This window comes from Aurantiacibacter odishensis (assembly GCF_003605195.1).
In the GTDB taxonomy this organism is placed as follows: Bacteria; Pseudomonadota; Alphaproteobacteria; order Sphingomonadales; family Sphingomonadaceae; genus Alteraurantiacibacter; species Alteraurantiacibacter odishensis.
Map to the genome: position 1 here is coordinate 183,837 of NZ_QYOS01000019.1, position 17,313 is coordinate 201,149.

Annotated in this window: 15 protein-coding genes; 8 read left to right on the top strand and 7 right to left on the bottom strand. The window is 64.0% G+C overall.

Annotation, left to right across the window (positions count from 1 at the left end):
• The first annotated feature begins 4 nt into the window (after positions 1 to 4).
• The 3 genes from D4Q51_RS03010 to D4Q51_RS03020 all read left to right on the top strand — a co-directional run bounded on the left by D4Q51_RS03010 (position 5) and on the right by D4Q51_RS03020 (position 3,361).
• Positions 5 to 583, top strand: coding sequence for a GNAT family N-acetyltransferase (locus tag D4Q51_RS03010; protein WP_120076261.1), 579 nt, complete (start codon positions 5 to 7; stop codon positions 581 to 583).
• The gene (locus D4Q51_RS03015; RefSeq protein WP_120076262.1) at positions 576 to 2,771 is read left to right on the top strand and encodes a spermidine synthase; all 2,196 of its coding nucleotides are present in this window, start codon (positions 576 to 578) and stop codon (positions 2,769 to 2,771) included. Before D4Q51_RS03010 ends, D4Q51_RS03015 begins: the two co-directional genes overlap by 8 nt.
• Before the next feature lie 68 nt (positions 2,772 to 2,839).
• Positions 2,840 to 3,361: a gamma carbonic anhydrase family protein gene (locus D4Q51_RS03020; RefSeq protein ID WP_120076318.1), complete on the top strand. Its 522-nt coding sequence runs from the start codon at positions 2,840 to 2,842 to the stop codon at positions 3,359 to 3,361.
• Between the two features lie 47 nt (positions 3,362 to 3,408).
• On the opposite strand, the gene D4Q51_RS03025 is transcribed toward D4Q51_RS03020, so the two are convergent.
• The 5 genes from D4Q51_RS03025 to D4Q51_RS03045 form a co-directional block, all read right to left on the bottom strand.
• Positions 3,409 to 5,004 (bottom strand): cisplatin damage response ATP-dependent DNA ligase, encoded by a 1,596-nt coding sequence (locus D4Q51_RS03025; RefSeq protein WP_120076263.1) that lies wholly within the window; start codon positions 5,002 to 5,004, stop codon positions 3,409 to 3,411.
• A 2-nt stretch (positions 5,005 to 5,006) separates the two neighbouring features.
• Complete coding sequence (locus D4Q51_RS03030) at positions 5,007 to 6,011, bottom strand: ligase-associated DNA damage response exonuclease (RefSeq protein ID WP_120076264.1); 1,005 nt, start codon at positions 6,009 to 6,011, stop codon at positions 5,007 to 5,009.
• Positions 6,012 to 6,051: 40 nt separating this feature from the next.
• Complete coding sequence (locus D4Q51_RS03035; RefSeq protein ID WP_120076265.1) at positions 6,052 to 7,758, bottom strand: M1 family metallopeptidase; 1,707 nt, start codon at positions 7,756 to 7,758, stop codon at positions 6,052 to 6,054.
• Positions 7,759 to 7,790: 32 nt separating this feature from the next.
• Positions 7,791 to 10,175: an ATP-dependent Clp protease ATP-binding subunit ClpA gene (gene clpA, locus D4Q51_RS03040; protein WP_120076266.1), complete on the bottom strand. Its 2,385-nt coding sequence runs from the start codon at positions 10,173 to 10,175 to the stop codon at positions 7,791 to 7,793.
• Positions 10,176 to 10,357: 182 nt separating this feature from the next.
• Entirely contained in the window at positions 10,358 to 10,561 is a 204-nt protein-coding gene (locus D4Q51_RS03045) for a DUF1192 domain-containing protein (protein WP_120076267.1), read from the bottom strand.
• A gap of 95 nt (positions 10,562 to 10,656) precedes the next feature.
• Between D4Q51_RS03045 and D4Q51_RS03050 the strand changes: the two genes are divergently transcribed.
• The 5 genes from D4Q51_RS03050 to D4Q51_RS03070 all read left to right on the top strand — a co-directional run bounded on the left by D4Q51_RS03050 (position 10,657) and on the right by D4Q51_RS03070 (position 15,524).
• A complete protein-coding gene (locus tag D4Q51_RS03050) occupies positions 10,657 to 11,673 on the top strand; it encodes an NAD(P)H-quinone oxidoreductase (RefSeq protein WP_420807524.1) in 1,017 nt (338 codons plus the stop codon).
• 11 nt (positions 11,674 to 11,684) lie between these two features.
• Positions 11,685 to 12,578: a DUF8021 domain-containing protein gene (locus D4Q51_RS03055; RefSeq protein ID WP_120076319.1), complete on the top strand. Its 894-nt coding sequence runs from the start codon at positions 11,685 to 11,687 to the stop codon at positions 12,576 to 12,578.
• A gap of 120 nt (positions 12,579 to 12,698) precedes the next feature.
• On the top strand, positions 12,699 to 13,610 hold the full coding sequence (locus tag D4Q51_RS03060; protein WP_120076269.1) for a UDP-2,3-diacylglucosamine diphosphatase: 912 nt from the start codon (positions 12,699 to 12,701) through the stop codon (positions 13,608 to 13,610).
• 13 nt (positions 13,611 to 13,623) lie between these two features.
• Positions 13,624 to 14,667, top strand: coding sequence for a glycosyltransferase family 4 protein (locus D4Q51_RS03065; RefSeq protein ID WP_120076270.1), 1,044 nt, complete (start codon positions 13,624 to 13,626; stop codon positions 14,665 to 14,667).
• A gap of 149 nt (positions 14,668 to 14,816) precedes the next feature.
• A complete protein-coding gene (locus tag D4Q51_RS03070; RefSeq protein WP_120076271.1) occupies positions 14,817 to 15,524 on the top strand; it encodes a DUF1013 domain-containing protein in 708 nt (235 codons plus the stop codon).
• An 80-nt stretch (positions 15,525 to 15,604) separates the two neighbouring features.
• On the opposite strand, the gene D4Q51_RS03075 is transcribed toward D4Q51_RS03070, so the two are convergent.
• On the bottom strand, positions 15,605 to 16,009 hold the full coding sequence (locus D4Q51_RS03075; RefSeq protein WP_120076272.1) for a bactofilin family protein: 405 nt from the start codon (positions 16,007 to 16,009) through the stop codon (positions 15,605 to 15,607).
• Positions 16,002 to 17,105 (bottom strand): M23 family metallopeptidase, encoded by a 1,104-nt coding sequence (locus D4Q51_RS03080; protein WP_120076273.1) that lies wholly within the window; start codon positions 17,103 to 17,105, stop codon positions 16,002 to 16,004. The genes D4Q51_RS03075 and D4Q51_RS03080 overlap by 8 nt, the downstream gene beginning before the upstream one ends.
• Positions 17,106 to 17,313 lie beyond the last annotated feature (208 nt).

Below are 17,313 nucleotides of genomic sequence, written 5' to 3' on the forward strand. Positions count from 1 at the left end.
CGGCATGAGTGAGTTCCGGCACGAGACAGAGCGACTGATCCTGCGCGACTGGCGCGAGGAGGACTGGCCGCGCTTCTGGGAATTGACCAACACGCCTGAGGTCATGCGCTGGCTGGGCGGCGTTGCAAGCGAGGTCACGAAGGCCGCGGCCCGCGCCCGGCTGGAAGGCTATCGCGCCAGATTCGGCCACACGTTCTGGGTGCTGGAGCGCAAGGACGATGGCGGCCATCTCTCAGGCGAAATGCTGGGATTCTGCGGCCTGAAACGGGCTAACGTCGAGGGCACGCCGGTGTTCGACATGGTCGAGGTGGGCTGGCGCATGCGGGAGGATGCATGGGGCCACGGTTACGCCAAGGAAGCGGCCGTCGCCTCACTCGATCTCGCCTTCGATCGCTTCGATGCGGAGCAAGTGATCGCGCTGACGGTGGATGGCAACGCGGCAAGCTGGGGCCTGATGCGCAGGCTCGGCATGACGCGTCGCGAAGATCTCGATTACTTAGACGACAACTGGCCAGCCGATCTCAATCCCACCATCGTCCACCTCATCACCGCGCAGGAGTGGGCGCAGCGCCGCAATGGCTGAGGTGGCAGGTCCACCGCGCCGCTGGCTGTTCACGCTGGCGATCTTTGCGGGCAGCTTCCTGCTGTTCCTCGTCCAGCCGATGGTCGCGCGCATGGCCCTGCCGCAACTGGGCGGCGCGCCAAACGTCTGGAACAGCGCCATGCTCGTCTACCAGGCGCTGTTGCTGGCGGGGTACGGCTACGCTCATGCGATCGGACGCTTCTCGCTGCGGAGGCAGGGCCTGATCCACTTGGGCGTTCTGTTGCTGGCAGGCCTCACACTGCCGCTGGCCTTGGCGCCGGTATCCGAACCGCAAAGCGGCTGGGAAGTGCTTTGGGTGCCATGGCTGTTCCTGCTTACCGTCGGTCCCGCGTTCTTCGCCGTTTCCGCGCAGGCACCGCTGATCCAGCGCTGGTTCGCCGCCCATCCGCAGGCGGGCAATCCCTATCCGCTCTATGCCGCTTCCAACCTCGGCAGCTTTGCCGGACTGCTGGCCTACCCCCTGCTGGCGGAGCCGCTACTGAGCCTCGGCGCGCAAAGCTGGGGCTGGACGCTCGGCTATATCGCCATGCTGGGCCTGATTGCCTGGGCAGTCTTCAGCCGCCGGGATGCCACGGGCGATGCAGCACCGGAGCCGGCCGATAGCGATCAAGTCGGATGGAAGCGGCGGGTGATGTGGCTGCTGCTGCCCGCAGTGCCTTCGGGCCTGATGCTGTCGACGACGACATTCCTGACGACCGACATAATGGCGATCCCGCTACTCTGGGTAATCCCCCTCGGGCTCTACCTCCTCAGCTACACCATAGGTTTTGCCGAGCAGCGCGGAACGGCGCAGATATTCCTGTTCCTCGCCCCGCTGGTGGTCCTGGTGGATGGTGGCATCGCTATCTTTGCCGCAGGCCGTGCAGACCTGCTGGCCGCCGTTGCAAGCGTGATGCTGCTATTCGTTGTGGCGACGGCCCTGCACGCGCGCCTTTACGATCTGCGGCCCGGCACGGACCGGCTATCGCAGTTCTACCTCTACATGGCAGCAGGCGGCGCGCTCGGCGGCGTGTTCACTGGTCTGCTGGCACCCGTGCTGTTCGACTGGACGTGGGAGCACCCGCTGCTGATCCTCGCCGCGGCTGCACTGGTGCCGCTGGGTTCGTGGCGCGGGTTGATGCGACTGATCTCTAAAGATCGCCAGACGACGCGCGTCGTGCTGATCGTCGGCCTGTTCGTCGTCTTCAATGCGGCCCTGCTGCTCTACGCGCGCGTGCAGGCCGAAACGGAGCTTGTGTGGATCGACTGGCTGGCGCTGCTGGTAATCCTGTGCCTTGCCATGGTGCTGGCCGCGCGGCGACTTTCGTTCGTGCTGGCCTGCGCCGCGCTGCTGATGGCGCTTGGTGGTCTCAGCAACCTGCTCGCCAGTATCGGGGGTGAGCGCGAGCGCAGCTACTTCGGCACCTACTCAATCACCCAGCGCGACGATGGCGACCGCATCCTGATGCATGGCACGACGATCCACGGTATCCAGCGCGGCGGGGCGGATACGCGCGAGCCGACCGCCTACTACGGCTCGACTTCCGGCGTTGGCCTTGCGCTAGCCAATGCGCAGGCCATCGTCGGTCCCGATGCCCGTATCGGGGCTGTGGGCCTCGGCGTGGGCACACTCGCCTGCTATCGCCAGCCGGGCCAGGAATGGACCTTCTTCGAGATCGACCCGACAGTGGTGCAATTCTCGCGCAACGGCGACTTTACCTTCCTCGATCAGTGCACGCCCGATGCTAAACTGCAGATGGGCGATGCGCGCCTGCGCCTCGCGGACCTGCCGCCTGCCAGTTTCGACGTGCTGGTGATCGACGCGTTCTCGTCCGACGCCATCCCGCTGCACCTGTTGACGGTGGAGGCCATGGCCATCTACGAACGCACGCTTGCACCCGGCGGGCTCTTGCTGCTGCACACGTCCAACCGCTATGTCCGGCTGGAGCCCGTGGTTGCGCGCCTCGCCGAAGTGCGCGGTCTCGATGCCATGGTGTGGCAGGACGAGCCGGTGCGGCGGAACGATGTCTATTCCTCCACCTGGATCGCCCTTGCCCCTACGCGTGCGCCGCTGGATGCGCTGTCCACGACGGCGGACTGGCGTCTGCTGGTAGAACCCGAAGGTCCGGTCTGGACCGACGACTACGCATCCGTCCTGCCTTATCTCGTCTGGGAGAATTTCCTGTGACCATAAACAGCCGTATCACTTCAGACCCCCGCTTTCCCGGCGCGACCATCCTGCCGTTCGAAGGCAAGATGCCGCAGATCCACGAGACTGCTTTCGTCGCGCCCGGCGCGCGCATCATCGGTGACGTGAAAATCGGTCCGGAAGCCAGCGTCTGGTACAACTGCGTGCTGCGCGGCGACATTCATCGTATCGAAGTAGGCGCGCGCAGCAATGTGCAGGACGGCAGCGTCTTCCACGTCGAGGGGCCGCGCCCCGATACGGACGGCGAACCGACAATCATCGGGGAGGACTGCGTGATCGGCCACATGGCAGTGGTCCACGGCTGCCAGCTGGAAGACCGCGCTTTCGTTGGCATGGGTGCTGTCGCCATGGATGGCGCGCGCATTGCCGAGGGCGGCATGTTGGGGGCAGGCGCTTTGCTCAGCCCCGGCAAGACGATCGGCAAGGGCGAGATATGGATCGGTCGCCCGGCCAAGTATTACCGCACGCAGGACGAAGCGCAGATTGCCAAGATCAGGTTCCAGACCGAGCGCTATTGCAAGCTGGCGCAGAAACACCTGGCGGAACTGCGTGCCATGCCAAACGACTGATCTGTTGCGCGGCGCAACTTTTCAAAAAGAACGCGCCTGAGGGTCGACTAGTCGCGGATCAGCGCGCGCAGCGCGGTGAGCCTGTCGGCTTCGTGCACCGGTTTGTCCCAGCGGATGCGATGAATACGCGGGAAGCGCATGGCCAGGCCGCTCTTGTGGCGCTTGCTGGAATGGACCGAATCGAAAGCAACTTCGAACACCAGTGTCCGCTCCACTTCCCGCACCGGGCCGAAGCGGTTGAGCGTGGTCTGCCGCACCAGCTTGTCGAGCTTCTTGAGCTCGGCATCGGTGAAGCCGGAATAGGCCTTGCCCACGGGCAGCAGTTCGGCCCCCTCGTCGGGGTCCCCGTCCCAGCAACCGAAGGTGTAGTCGGAATAGAAGCTGGAGCGCTTGCCGCTGCCGCGCTGGGCATACATCAGCACGCAGTCGATCAGCAGCGGATCGCGTTTCCACTTGTACCACAGGCCCGTCTTGCGGCCCGGCACGTACTGGCTGTCGCGCCGCTTCAGCATCAGGCCCTCGATGGCATCGTTGCGCGCGCCTTCGCGGATTTGCGCGAGGTGATCGAAATCCCGCGCCTCGACCAGCTGGCTGAGATCGAAGTGGCTTTCCGGCAATACCGGCACCAGTTTTTCGAGGCGCCGGCGTCTCGCTTCCCACGGCAGGCTGCGCAGGTCTTCGCCTTCCAGCATCAGCACGTCGTATAGGCGCACGAAGGCGGGGCTTTCGCTCAGCATCTTCTTGCTCACCGTCTTGCGCCCAAGCCTCTGTTGCAGTGCGTTGAAACTGGCCGCACCGCCCGCTTCGCCGCCCTGGTGGGCTCCGCGCACCAGCAATTCGCCGTCGAGGACTGCGGGCACATCGAGCGCGTCGACCATTTCCGGGAAAGTCGCGCTGATATCGTCGCCGCTGCGCGAATAGACGCGTGTCTCTCCCGCGACGTGTACCAATTGCACACGGATGCCGTCCCATTTCCATTCCGCTGCGTAGTCGGCGAGATCGACTACCGTTTCCTCCAGCGGATGGGCCAGCATGAAAGGGCGGAACAGCGGCAGGTTCTCGGTATCGGGCGGATCGGCGCCCTCCGCGCCCCAGGCGAACAGGTCGGCATAAGGCGGCTCCAGCGCGTGCCAGTATTCCTCCACGTCATCCACCGGCACGTCGAAAGCCTGCGCGAAGGCGACTTTGGCGAGGCGGCTGGAAACACCAACGCGCATCCCGCCCGTCGCCAGCTTGAGCAGGGCGTACCGACCGGCGGAGTCGAGCCTGTCGAGCAGGCGCGGAAGCTCGGTCATCACCGTTGCGCGGGTCATTCCGTCCAGCGTATTAACGGCTTCGCTGACCGTGGGGGGCGGCCCTGCTTCACCCAGCGCTTCGGGCCAGAGTAACGCGGCGGTTTCGGCCGTGTCGCCCACGAAATCGCGGCTGAGGCTCCACAGCACCGGGTCGACCCGCTCTTTAAGAAGGCCGCGGATGGTGGAGCTTTTCACCGCCTTGAAATCGAGACCATCGGTCAGCGCCGCCAGCGCCCAGCCACGATCGGGATCGGGGGTTTCGCGCAGGTATTCCGCGATCAGGCGCAACTTCTCGTTGCGGCTGCGCGTGTAGATCAGCGCGTCGATAAGGGCGGCGAACTTCTCCACCGCTAGTCGTCCTCATCCTCGTAGCCGACCAGTGCCAGGGCGCGGGCGCGGCGCTGGTGGAGCTGGTGCCAGCGCAACAACGCTTCCTCTCGCCCGTGCGTGATCCACGTCTCGTGCGGGTTCACTTCCTCGATAGTGCGCGTCAGCTCGTTCCAGTCGGCATGGTCGGAAATCACCAGCGGCAGTTCAACATTGCGTTGCCGTGCCCGCTGGCGAACGCGCATCCACCCGCTGGCCATGGCGGTGATCGGGTCGGGCAGGCGACGGCTCCATCGGTCATTCAGAGCCGACGGCGGACAGACGACGATTGACCCGCGCATATCGTCCTTCTCGTGATCGGACACGAGCCGCAATTCGCCAAGGTCGACGCCGAATTCCTCGTAGAGACGGCACATTTTCTCCATCGCCCCGTGCAGGTAGATCGGCTGTTTGTGTCCGGCCGCGCGCAGTTCCGCGATCACGCGCTGCGCCTTGCCCAGGGCATAGGCGCCGACGAGTACGCAGCTATCGGGGTGGGCTTCCAGTCGGCCGAGCAGCTTGGCCATCTCGTCCTCGATCGGCGGATGGGTGAACAGCGGCAGGCCGAACGTCGCCTCGGTGATAAAGATGTCGCACGAGGTCACCTGAAAAGGCGGGCAGGTGGGATCGGCGCGGCGCTTGTAATCGCCGGTAATCACTACGCGCTCGCCTGCGTGTTCCAGCAGGATCTGCGCGCTACCCAGCACGTGGCCGGCAGGAATATACGTGGCATCGACGCCGCCCTTGAGCCGGATCGTCTCGCCATATTCGACCGGGGTCGCACCTTCGCGCGTGGCGTAGCGCAGTTCCATGATCGCCAGCGTTTCCGGCGTGGCGACGGTTGTGCCGTGGCCGCCGCGCGCGTGGTCGGCATGGCCATGGGTGACGAGTGCGGTGTCGACCGCCCTTGAGGGGTCGATCCAGACATCGGCAGGCACGATGTGAACACCGTGCGGCTCGGGCCGGATCCAAGAGAAAGGTGCTGCCATTGCCCCTTAGAAAGTTGCGCCGCGCGACATTCGTTCCGGGCTAGTCGCCTGTTTCCCGGTTCTGCCAGGCATCGACGGCGGCATCGTATTTAAGGATGCGGTTGTCGGGATCGGGGAGGAAATGTGCCTCGGCGCTGGGGAGGGTGATCTCGCCACGCCCGCCTGCCATCATCAGCGTGCGATTGCTGCTGCCTACGCGCACCTCCAGCGGCATTTCGAATGGCAGGTCCGAAGGGGTTATCCATTCGAAGGATACCATTGCGCCGTCCTGCCGTATGTCGAGCCGGGGCAGGTCTGCCTCGTAGAAGTAGGCATCGAAGAACCAGCGAAGGTCTTCAGCGGTGATGTCTTCAAGGATCGCGCGGAAATCGTCGGTTGTGCGTGTCAGCGGACGAATTTCTCCGGACACAGGGTTGCTCGTGCCATAGGTAAGGCGGGTGATGGCAGGAAAAAGGGCTTCGTCGCCGACGAGGTAGCGCAGCGTGTGCATGATCCACGAGCCCTTGAAGTAGATATCGTCGCCCCACATCGCTTCGCGGTCGCTGTAGTCAGGCAATTCGCCTTCGGGCGGCACCAGCGGCACCCGGCTCCACACCCGCTGGCGCAGCTTCCACATTTCCGCATCGTAGAACATCCGGCCACGTGCGTGTTCGAGATAAAGCGGCTGGGTCCAGGTGGTGATCCCCTCGGCCAGCCACATGTGGTTGACCGTGGCGTTGCGAAGCTGGTTGGCGAACCATTCGTGTGCGAACTCGTGCTGGAGCAGCCAGTCATGGCCGTAGGCTTCAGGCCGGAAGCCGTTACCGTAGGCGTTGATGGTCTGGTGCTCCATGCCGAGGTGCGGGGTCTCGGCGACGCCCGCCTTCTCGTCACCGAAGGGATAGGGGCCGAACGTCGCTTCCATGAAGGCGATCTGCTCGGCCATTTCGCCAAGCAGACGCTGTGCGCCCTCGGCTTTGCCCGGCAAGTGCCAGAAGGCGAGCGGGATCGTGTTGCCGTAGCTACTGCGATAGTCGCGCCGCGCAACTTCGTAAGGGCCGATCTGCAATGCGATGCCGTAATTGCTCGGGTCGCGCGCCTGCCACTGGAAGGTGGTGGTGCCGTTGCCGTTGTCATACGTGCCGATCTGGCGACCGTTCCCTGCTGCTACCAACCCATCCGGCACCGTTACCATCAGGTCCAGCGTGTCGATCCGGTGGGACGAGTGATCGATGCACGGCCACATGAGGTCGCACCCCTCGCCCTGCACAGCGGTAGCGATCCAGGGTTGACCGTCCTCGGTCTGCGACCACACGAAACCACCCTCCCACGGCGGGTTGATCGCTTCGTGCGGAACGCCAGAGTAATCGATCCAGACCATCACCGGCTCGTTCGCAAAGGCAGGCTTCGGCAACGTGATCGTCAGCAGGCCATCGGGATTGCCCCAGTCACTGCTCGCAATCTCGACGCTGTCGATTTCCACGCGGCTCACGATGAAGCGCGGATCAAGATCGAATTGCAGTTCGGACAGATCGGCCTGGGGAACGACGCTGTAAAACCCCGTTCCCTCGATGCGCTTTTGTGAAGGATGCACGGCAATCGAAAGCGAGACATGCTCGATCTGCATCGCGCCGCGCGAACCTTCCAGCGGCAAGTCGCTCTGGGCGGTGCGCTCGGCCAATGGTGGCGGATTGCCCTGCGCCCAAACGGAAGCGGCGGGAGCCAGAGCCCCCGCCGCCACTATCGCGATTGCGGATTTCAGCTTCATGGCGCGAGATTACCCCGCGCCGCGCAGTCCGACTAGTCCTCGGAATCCTTGCTGCCATCCTTGTCGGCGGCAGGGGTTTCCGGCTTCTTCGTGTCCGCCTTCTTCGCCGCAGCCTTGCGCTTGCGCTTCGGCTTGGTCTTGGGCGGAGCAGGCGTGAGTTCGAAAGCGAGCTTTTCGTCCTTCACGGTGACATGCACCTCGCCGCCTGCGGACAGCTTGCCGAACAGCAGTTCCTCGGCCAGCGGCTGCTTCACCTTTTCCTGGATTAGGCGCGCCATCGGGCGGGCACCCATCAGCTTGTCGTAGCCGCGCTTGCCCAGCCACTCGCGGGCATCGCCGTCGAACTGGATGTGCACGTTCTGCTCGGCCAGCTGGAGTTCCAGCTGCAGGATGAACTTGTCCACCACGCGGCTGATCGTTTCCGGGCCGAGGTAGCCGAACGGCACCACGGCATCCAGACGGTTGCGGAATTCGGGGGTGAACATCTTCTTCACCGCCTCTTCCGATGCTTCTGTCTTCTGTCCGGCACCAAAGCCGATGCCCTGCTTGGCAGCGTCCGCCGCGCCCGCATTGGTCGTCATGATGAGGACCACGTTGCGGAAATCGACGGTTTTGCCGTGATGGTCTGTCAGCTTGCCGTTATCCATTACCTGCAGCAGGATGTTGAACAGGTCCGGGTGCGCCTTTTCGATTTCGTCGAGCAGCAGCACGCAGTGCGGATGCTGGTCGATGGCATCGGTCAACAGGCCGCCCTGGTCGTAACCGACATAGCCCGGAGGTGCGCCGATCAGGCGAGAGACGCTGTGCCGCTCCATGTATTCCGACATGTCGAAACGCTTGAGCTCGATACCCATGATCGAGGCGAGCTGGCGCGCGACCTCGGTCTTGCCGACGCCGGTCGGGCCGGAGAACAGGAACGAGCCGATGGGCTTGTCCGCCTCGCGCAGTCCAGCGCGGCTCAGCTTCATGGCAACCGACAGGCGTTCGATCGCCTCGTCCTGGCCGTAGACGACCCGCTTCAGGTCCTTGTCGAGATTGCCGAGAGCCTTCTTGTCATCCTTCGAGACGGATTTCGGCGGGATGCGTGCCATCGTCGCCACGACCTTTTCGATCTCCTTGGCGGTGATCGTCTTGCGGCGGCGGCTGGGCGGCACCAGCATCTGCATCGCGCCCACTTCGTCGACCACGTCGATGGCCTTGTCGGGCAGCTTGCGGTCGTTGATGTAGCGGGCGCTCATTTCCACGGCGGTCTTCAGCGCGTCGGGCGTGTATTTGACGCCGTGATGTTCCTCGAAGGCGCTCTTCAGGCCCTTGAGGATCTTGATCGTGTCCTCGATCGTCGGCTCGTTCACGTCGATCTTCTGGAACCGGCGCAGCAGGGCACGGTCCTTTTCGAAGTGGTTGCGAAATTCCTTGTAGGTGGTGGAGCCGATGCAGCGGATCGTGCCGCCGGAAAGCGCCGGCTTCAGCAGGTTGGAAGCGTCCATCGCCCCGCCGCTGGTGGCGCCAGCGCCGATCACCGTGTGAATTTCGTCAATGAAAAGAATGGCATCGGGCATCTTTTCGAGCTCGTTCACGACCTGCTTCAGCCGCTCCTCGAAATCGCCGCGATAGCGCGTGCCGGCCAGCAACGCGCCCATGTCGAGCGCGTAGATCACGGCAGGCTCCAGCACTTCGGGCACGTCGCCTTCCACGATCTTGCGTGCCAGGCCTTCGGCGATGGCCGTCTTGCCCACGCCGGGATCGCCCACGTAGAGCGGGTTGTTCTTCGAACGGCGGCAAAGGATCTGAACGGTGCGGTCCACTTCCGGGCCGCGGCCGATCAGCGGGTCGACCTTGCCGTCCAGCGCCTTCTGATTGAGATTCACGCAGAACTGGTCGAGCGCGGAATCCTTCTTGTTCTTGTCGGGCTTCTCTTCGCCGCGCGCCTGCGATTCCTCCTCGCTGCCGGTGGGGGAACGATCCTCTAGCTGGCGACCACCCTTGCCGATGCCGTGGCTGATGAAGCTGACAGCGTCGAGGCGGCTCATGTCCTGCTGCTGCAGGAAATAGACGGCGTAGGAATCGCGTTCGGAGAACAGGGCAACCAGCACGTTCGCGCCGGTGACGGTGTCCTTGCCGCTGGACTGGACGTGCAGGATGGCGCGCTGGATAACCCGCTGGAACCCGGCGGTTGGCTGCGGATCGGCGTCCTCGTCAGTCTTCAGTGACTGGTATTCCTGGTCGAGATACTGGCGCACCACGCCGCCCAGCTCTTCCATGTCGACACCGCAGGCGTTCATCACTTCGCCTGCGTCCTCATCCTCCACCAGCGCCAGCAGCAGGTGTTCGAGCGTGGCATATTCATGCGCACGGTCGATCGCGTGCTGGATCGCAGTGTGAAGGGTCTTTTCGAGGTTTTGCGCGAAACTTGGCATGATCTTCCTTGGGCGGCCTCAGGCCATTGCGGGAACGGTTGAGAAAGGTGCGTCGGGCTTGGTGAACATCGGCCTAACGCGGCGGGTTAACTCGCACGCGGATAGGCCTGCAAGCGGGTGTAAAAAGGATATGGTGCGCATCTGCGCGATTTCGAGGGGTACGAAGGGCCGGGTCCGGCCCATCAGTCCGTCTCTCGCGGCTTGAACAGCGCGTCGGCAAACTTTCGGTGCTGGTCTGCCTTGCTGTGATGCGCCTTCACGCGCGCGATTTCCGCTTCGAGCAACTGGATACGCGCCATCAGCTCGTCCTGCGAATAGCTGTCGAGGCTTTCTCCGGCCAGCTGGCCGGCGGCGTCGGAACGCATCCGGGGAAGGTCGTCTTCCATTGCAGTGCAACATCACCATACGGGCGCTTGCTGTCAATGGTGGCCATCACTAGGACTGTGCATCACACCAGGGCGTTGAACAGGGGGGAGCCTTCTTGGCAGACGAATTGCCGCAAACCATGTCCGTTGTCGCGATCAGCGAACCGGGCGGGCCGGACGTGTTGCAGATCGAGTCGCGCGTTGTGCCGCAACCGGCGCAGGGCGAAGTGCTGGTGCGGGTGAGCCATGCGGGCGTGAACCGTCCCGATTGCCTGCAACGGGCAGGCTCCTATCCGCCGCCCAAAGGCGCCAGCGACCTGCCGGGGCTGGAAATCGCGGGCGAGATCGTGGCGCTTGGCGAAGGTGTCGATCCCGGCGAACTGGGCAAAAAGGTCTGCGCGCTCACGAACGGCGGCGGCTACGCCGAATACTGCATTGCCCGCCCCGAACACTGCCTGCCGGTGCCGCCGGGCCTTTCCATGGCGGAAGCCGCGGCGATCCCCGAGACGCTGTTCACCGTGTGGCACAACGTGTTCCAGCGCGGCTTTGCCCGCGACGGGGAAACCATCCTGATTCACGGCGGCACGTCGGGCATCGGCACAATGGCGACGATGCTGGCCAAGCTGTTCGGCATGACCGTCGTCACCACCAGCGGTTCGGACGAGAAGTGCGCCGCCTCGCGCAAGGTGGGGGCGGATCTGGCGATCAATTACAAGACGCAGGATTTCGTCGAGCACGTGAAGGCCTTTACCGACAGCAAGGGCGCGGAATTGGTGCTGGACGTGGTGGCGGGCGAATATACCCAGCGCAACCTCGATGCGCTGGGAGAGGACGGCCGCCTCGTCGTGATCGCCGTGCTGGGCGGGCCGAAGTCCGAGATCAACGTGGCGAAGATGATGGTGCGACGTCAATCCATCACCGGCTCTACGCTCCGCGCGCGCTCCAACGTTTTCAAGGGGATGCTGGCGGACGAGCTGTTCCGCGAGGTGTGGCCGCTTGTCGAAAGTGGAGAGCTGCGGCCGGTAATGGACAAGACCTATCCACTTGCTGAAGCTGCCGAGGCACACCGACGCATGGAAGCGGGCGAGCATGTCGGCAAGATCGTGCTCGACGTGGCCGGGGCCGCGAACTGATGGCTAATTCGATGTCTTCTGCTGTGCATACGCGCGACGAACTCTGCGCCCACATGGATACCTTTCTCGGTGCGCTGGCGGCGCGCGACGTATCGCAGGTGCCTTGGGCCGAGCACGTCGTCTTCACTGAGAACAACGTCCAGCTGGCTGTAGGTGACGGCATCTGGAGCACGGCGACCGCCATTCCGCGCGACTACGACCTGAAGGCCGCAGACCCGGCGACCGGCCAGGTGAACTGGTTCGGCTTCGTCACCGAAGGGCCGGACACCGCCGTAATGGGCCTGCGACTGAAAATCGAGGCAGGACGCGTCGCCGAGGCAGAGGCAATCATCTGCCGCCCTCACGAGCTTGGGCCGTTCCCCGTGATCGACCTCGATCGCCGCCCGCGCGAAAGCCTCCTCGCCGATGTGCCGCCCGACCAGCGCACCGCGCGTGAGCGGATGATCGCGCTCGCCAACGGCTATTTCGATACGCTGCAACTGAACGACGGCAAACTCTTCACCCATTTCACCGACGACTGCGACCGGATTGAGAACGGCCTGCAAACGACGAACGTGGAGATCGAAGGCTATCCGATCGCAGCGATGGGCACGGCGGACCAGTTCCGCCTGGGGCAGTACAAGTACGACGACCGCCTGCGCGACCGTCGCTTCCCGCTGGTGGACGAGCAGAAGGGCCTGGTGATCGCCGCCGGTTTCATCGATCATTCGGGCCGCATGACCGAAGTGATCTGGACCGACGGCAGCACGCACGATTCCATCTTTCATTTCCCGCATAGCTTCGCCCTGCTGGAAATGTTCAAGATCGTGGACGGTAAGATCGCCGACGTGGAAGCGGTGTTCATCACCGTTCCCTACAACATGCCTTCGCCGTGGATCGCGCCACAGCCATACGTTGTGCGCTGATCAGCGTGCGCTGACTCGAAAGCGTCACACTGTCGCCGAAGTGCCACCAAACTGTGGCCAGCGTGTAACATCCTTGAATCATAGGCTGATAGCCAAACGGGCAGCGACGAGGCGCGCATCATGTTTGGCAACTATCTCGACGGCGAATTCGGCAACGGGGGCGGCGTATCCGCATTCCCCGATCTGGAGCGGCACAAGCCCGCGACGCCGGAGCGTTCTGCCGAAGGCCGGCGCAAGTACCGCACGATCTGGATCTCCGACATCCACCTCGGCACAAAGGGCTGCAATGCGGACCTGCTGGTCGATTTCCTCGACAGCGTCGATTGCGAGACGATGTACCTGGTCGGCGACATCATCGATGGCTGGCGGCTGAAGAAGAAGTTCTACTGGCCCGACGCGCACAACGACATCGTCTGGCGCATCATGAAGCGGGCCAAGCGGGGCACCAGGGTGGTCTACATTCCCGGCAACCACGACGAGATGTTCCGCCAGTTCACCGGCCTCAACTTCGGCGGCATCGAGATCAGGCGGGCGGCCTTTCACGATACCGCGGACGGGCGGCGGCTGATGGTGCTGCACGGCGACGAGTTCGATGCCGTCATGCTGTCGCACCGCTGGCTCGCCTTCGTGGGGGACGCGCTCTACCATTTCATGATGGGTGTGAACCATTGGGTGAATGCCGTGCGCCGCAGGCTGGACCTGCCCTATTGGTCGCTTTCCAAGATGGCCAAGCACAAGGTGAAGAACGCGGTCGAGTTCATCGGCAAGTACGAGGAAGTTGTCGCCCGCGCCGCGGGAGAGCGCGGCGTGGATGGCGTCGTCTGCGGCCATATCCACACCGCCGAACACCGCATGTTCACCCACGATGGCAAGCGCATCGAATACTGGAACGACGGCGACTGGGTCGAAGGCTGCAACGCACTGGTGGAGCACGCCGACGGACGCATGGAAATTCTCCACTGGCCCGAGGAAGTCGCCAGGCGCGAAGAGCGCATGCGGCAGGCCGACAGCGCCATTGCCCAAGCGGCGTGATGGGAAAAGTCGCATGAAGATCGCTCTCGTCACCGATGCCTGGCACCCGCAGGTGAACGGCGTGGTCCGCACGCTGGACACCGTGATCGGCGAACTGCGCCAGCGTGGGCACGAGGTCGACGTGACTTCGCCTGACCTGTTCCCTTCGATGCCGGCGCCGTCCTACCCGGAGATCCGGCTGGCATTCACCGGGATGCGCGGAGTGGCCACCAGACTGGAGCGGTTCGCGCCCGACACGATACACATCGCTACCGAGGGGCCGCTGGGCTGGGCTGCAAGGCACTATTGCCTGCGCCGGGACCTGCCATTCACCACCGCCTATCACACCCAGTTTCCCGACTACGTGGCGCGGCGCACGGGGATGCCCGCGAGTTTGTTCTGGCCGATGATCCGTCGCTTCCACGCGCCCGCCGTGCGCACCATGGTGGCGACCGAGACGATCCGTGAAGAGGTCACCGCGCAGGGTATCGGCCCGCTGCATCACTGGAGCCGCGGCGTGGATGTGGAGACGTTCCACCCGGACCATGCACCGCCCGATCTGTTCTTCAATCTTCCGCGTCCGATCCAGCTCTATGTCGGCCGCGTGGCGGTAGAGAAGAACATCGAGGCTTTCCTCTCGAACACACACCCCGGCTCGAAGGTCGTCGTTGGCTGCGGACCGGCGCTGGAAAAGCTGCGGGCACGGTTTCCCGAAGCGCATTTCCTTGGCAAGCAGACCGGCGATGCGCTGGCCGCCTGTTATGCCGGTGCGGACGTATTTGTCTTTCCCAGCAGGACTGACACCTTCGGCCTCGTGATGATCGAATCGCTCGCTTGCGGGACGCCGGTCGCTGCCTATCCCGTCCCCGGCCCACTAGACGTCTTGCACCCGGAAAGCGGTGCGATGGCTGAACGGCTGGAGGACGCGATCGCGGGCGCGCTGCGCCTCGATCGCCGCCGCTGTCATGCACGGGGCCGCGCCTTCACCTGGTCCGCCAGCGCCGATCAGTTCCTCGCCGGACTTGCCCCGATGACGCAGGAAGTGATGCCCGAAGAGCTTGCCCGCGCGCCGGCCTGAGCGCGACGCCTGACAGGCGGAATCGCCAAAAGCTTGCCGATTGTCCGCAACTGTTCTACATCATTCGGCGACGATGGCCGTCCCGCGAGGGGCGGCCCTTTTATTTTCAGTTTTGGAGAACCGCTGTGGCTAACCAGCCCACGCCCCTGATGCCTCATGCCACCGCCAGCTGGCTGGTGGACAACACCGCATTGAGCTTCACCCAGATCGCCGACTTCTGCGGCCTTCACATTCTCGAAGTGCAGGCGATGGCAGACGACCTGGCAGGCGCCAAGTACACCGGCCGCGATCCCGTACACTCGGGCGAACTGACGCACGAAGAGATCGAGCGCGGCCAGGCTGATCCCAGCTATTCGCTGAAGATGCAGAAGGCCCCGGTCGACGTCAGCCGCACCAAGGGCCCGCGCTACACGCCGGTGTCCAAGCGGCAGGACAAGCCTGATGGCATCGCCTGGATCATTCGCAATCACCCGGAGATTTCCGACGCGCAGATCGGCCGCCTGATCGGCACGACTCGCAACACGATCAACGCGATTCGCGAGCGCAGCCACTGGAACATTGCCAACATCCAGCCCAAGGACCCGGTAACGTTGGGACTGTGTTCGCAGCGCGAACTCGACGCCGCGGTCGCCAAGGCGGCCAAGCGCGTCGCTGCCGCCGAACCGGCTGCCGAAGGTGAGGAAGCGGTCGAAACCGCCGCGCCCACCGCTCCGCGTGACGACAAACAGGAACTGATCGCCGAGCTGCGCCGCGAGCGTGAGGAAGCGGCCAAGGCTGCGGCCGAAGCAGCGCAGGAAGCCGAAGCCGAAGCATGGCTGACGGCCAAGCGCGCGGCAGAGGAACAGGGCGAAGGCTGATCCCCGCCCGTTTCGGACGGCTGAACGAGCTGGGGCGGCCCATCGGACCGCCCCACCCCCTCCACAAACTGTAAGCTGTATCAGCCCGCCAGCGTCAGGCCGGGCTGCTTGCCTTCACCCTGCGCGCCTTCGGCGGCGGGCTTCTGCTGATTGTTGCCTTTGGCGCGCAGCGGCGCGAAACGACCATCGACAGATGCGCCCTGTTCGATCGTCAGCGTGTCATAGCTGACATCGCCTTCGATCTGAGCGCTCTTCAGCACCACCAGGTTGCGCACTTCGATGGTGCCCTTGATCTCACCAGAAAGGCGGGCGCTCTCGGCCTTGATCTCGCCTTCGATGCGACTGGATTCGCCCTGCACCAGGCTGGCGCAGGCGAGGTTGCCGACGATCTTGCCGTCGACGTGAAGGTCGACCGATGCCTCGATATCGCCGCGAATGGTGACATCGGGGCCGATTACGGAAAAGGTGCCGCCGGGATTAGCCATCGACTTTGCTTTCGTCGGAATCTGGGGCGAACTCGGCTCGGACTTGCTCGAGAACATGGGGGGCTGTCTCCAGGAACGGACGCGGGTTCACCGCGCGGTTGTTGATGCGTACTTCGAAGTGCAGGTGCGGGCCGGTGGAACGGCCGGTGCTGCCGATGGCGCCGATCACGTCGCCGGCATCTACCGTGGCACCCACCTGCGCGTTGAAGCGCGACATGTGAGCGTAGCGGGTGACGAGGCCGGCGCCGTGGTCGATCTCCACCACCTTGCCGTAGCCGCCCTTGGTGCCGACGAATGTCACGCGGCCATCGGCGGCGGCATGGATGGGCGAACCCATCGGGGCACGGAAATCGAGGCCAGAATGCATTGCGGCCGTGCCGCGGAACGGGTCACGGCGATAGCCGAAGCCCGAGGAAATCGAATTGAGATCGGCAGGCATGACCTGCGGGATCTGGTCCAGGCCGCGCTCCAGCGCGCTCATCCGGGCAAGGCTGAGGCCAAGGCGCTCGAAACGCGGGTCTAGCGAACCGTCGCTCTCCGATGCGAGGCTTTCCAGCGGACCACCCATTGCGGTGTCGTTCGCCCGCTCCACAGCGCGCGGATCGAGACCGAGCTGGCGGATCGCTTCTTCGGCGCGCTCGGCGCGGCGGTCCGCGTAGCGGGTCAGCCGCTCGGTGAAAGCAAGCTGGCGCGCTTCCATGCGCGCAAGGCCTTCCGCTTCGGGGAAGACGTTGCGGATCATGCTGATGAGTTCTTCGCTTTCGGCGGCGGAGTCGCTGACCGTGTCAACACCTTCGGCCAGAACGTCTTCGGGAAGCATCTCGACAATGCCGTCGAGCAATTGCTGCCGCGCCTCGAGGTCGGCGACCGTGGCGGCGATATCGTCGGAATAGGCGGAGAAACGATCTTCGGCGGTGGCCACCTGCGCTTCGCGTTCCAGCAGCGATGCGCGCTCCGTACTGGCCTGCCACTGGCTGACGGCCATCACGCCCATCGAGACAGCCCAGCCCAAGGTCACCGCGGCAACGGTGCCAGCCGCCGCCATCTGCATTTTCGTTGTGATGGTAAGAAAGCGCACCTGGCCTTGCGAGCGCATGAAGAACTCTCGCTCCGGAAACCATGTGCGCAGGCGGTCTAGAATTCCGCCCGTCGATTGCTGTGCCAAAACGACCCCGTCCGTCCGCTTGTTTTGTGTGTCATCAGGGATACCCATCAGTCGCGCGAGGCCAAGCCAGAACGTTAACCTATGGGGCGAGTTGAACCTATCGCGGGGTGAAACGTTACATACTTGAGAAAAAATTGTG

Excerpts from the sequence above, each read along its gene's own strand:
- D4Q51_RS03060 (WP_120076269.1), top strand. The coding sequence starts at position 12,699 with ATGTTTGGCAACTATCTCGACGGCGAATTCGGCAACGGGGGCGGCGTA.
- D4Q51_RS03080 (WP_120076273.1), bottom strand. The coding sequence starts at position 17,105 with ATGCGCTCGCAAGGCCAGGTGCGCTTTCTTACCATCACAACGAAAATG.
- D4Q51_RS03075 (WP_120076272.1), bottom strand. The coding sequence starts at position 16,009 with ATGGCTAATCCCGGCGGCACCTTTTCCGTAATCGGCCCCGATGTCACC.
- D4Q51_RS03065 (WP_120076270.1), top strand. The coding sequence starts at position 13,624 with ATGAAGATCGCTCTCGTCACCGATGCCTGGCACCCGCAGGTGAACGGC.
- D4Q51_RS03045 (WP_120076267.1), bottom strand. The coding sequence starts at position 10,561 with ATGGAAGACGACCTTCCCCGGATGCGTTCCGACGCCGCCGGCCAGCTG.
- D4Q51_RS03070 (WP_120076271.1), top strand. The coding sequence starts at position 14,817 with ATGCCTCATGCCACCGCCAGCTGGCTGGTGGACAACACCGCATTGAGC.
- D4Q51_RS03015 (WP_120076262.1), top strand. The coding sequence starts at position 576 with ATGGCTGAGGTGGCAGGTCCACCGCGCCGCTGGCTGTTCACGCTGGCG.
- D4Q51_RS03055 (WP_120076319.1), top strand. The coding sequence starts at position 11,685 with ATGTCTTCTGCTGTGCATACGCGCGACGAACTCTGCGCCCACATGGAT.
- D4Q51_RS03020 (WP_120076318.1), top strand. The coding sequence starts at position 2,840 with ATGCCGCAGATCCACGAGACTGCTTTCGTCGCGCCCGGCGCGCGCATC.
- D4Q51_RS03030 (WP_120076264.1), bottom strand. The coding sequence starts at position 6,011 with ATGGCAGCACCTTTCTCTTGGATCCGGCCCGAGCCGCACGGTGTTCAC.
- D4Q51_RS03010 (WP_120076261.1), top strand. The coding sequence starts at position 5 with ATGAGTGAGTTCCGGCACGAGACAGAGCGACTGATCCTGCGCGACTGG.
- D4Q51_RS03035 (WP_120076265.1), bottom strand. The coding sequence starts at position 7,758 with ATGAAGCTGAAATCCGCAATCGCGATAGTGGCGGCGGGGGCTCTGGCT.
- clpA (WP_120076266.1), bottom strand. The coding sequence starts at position 10,175 with ATGCCAAGTTTCGCGCAAAACCTCGAAAAGACCCTTCACACTGCGATC.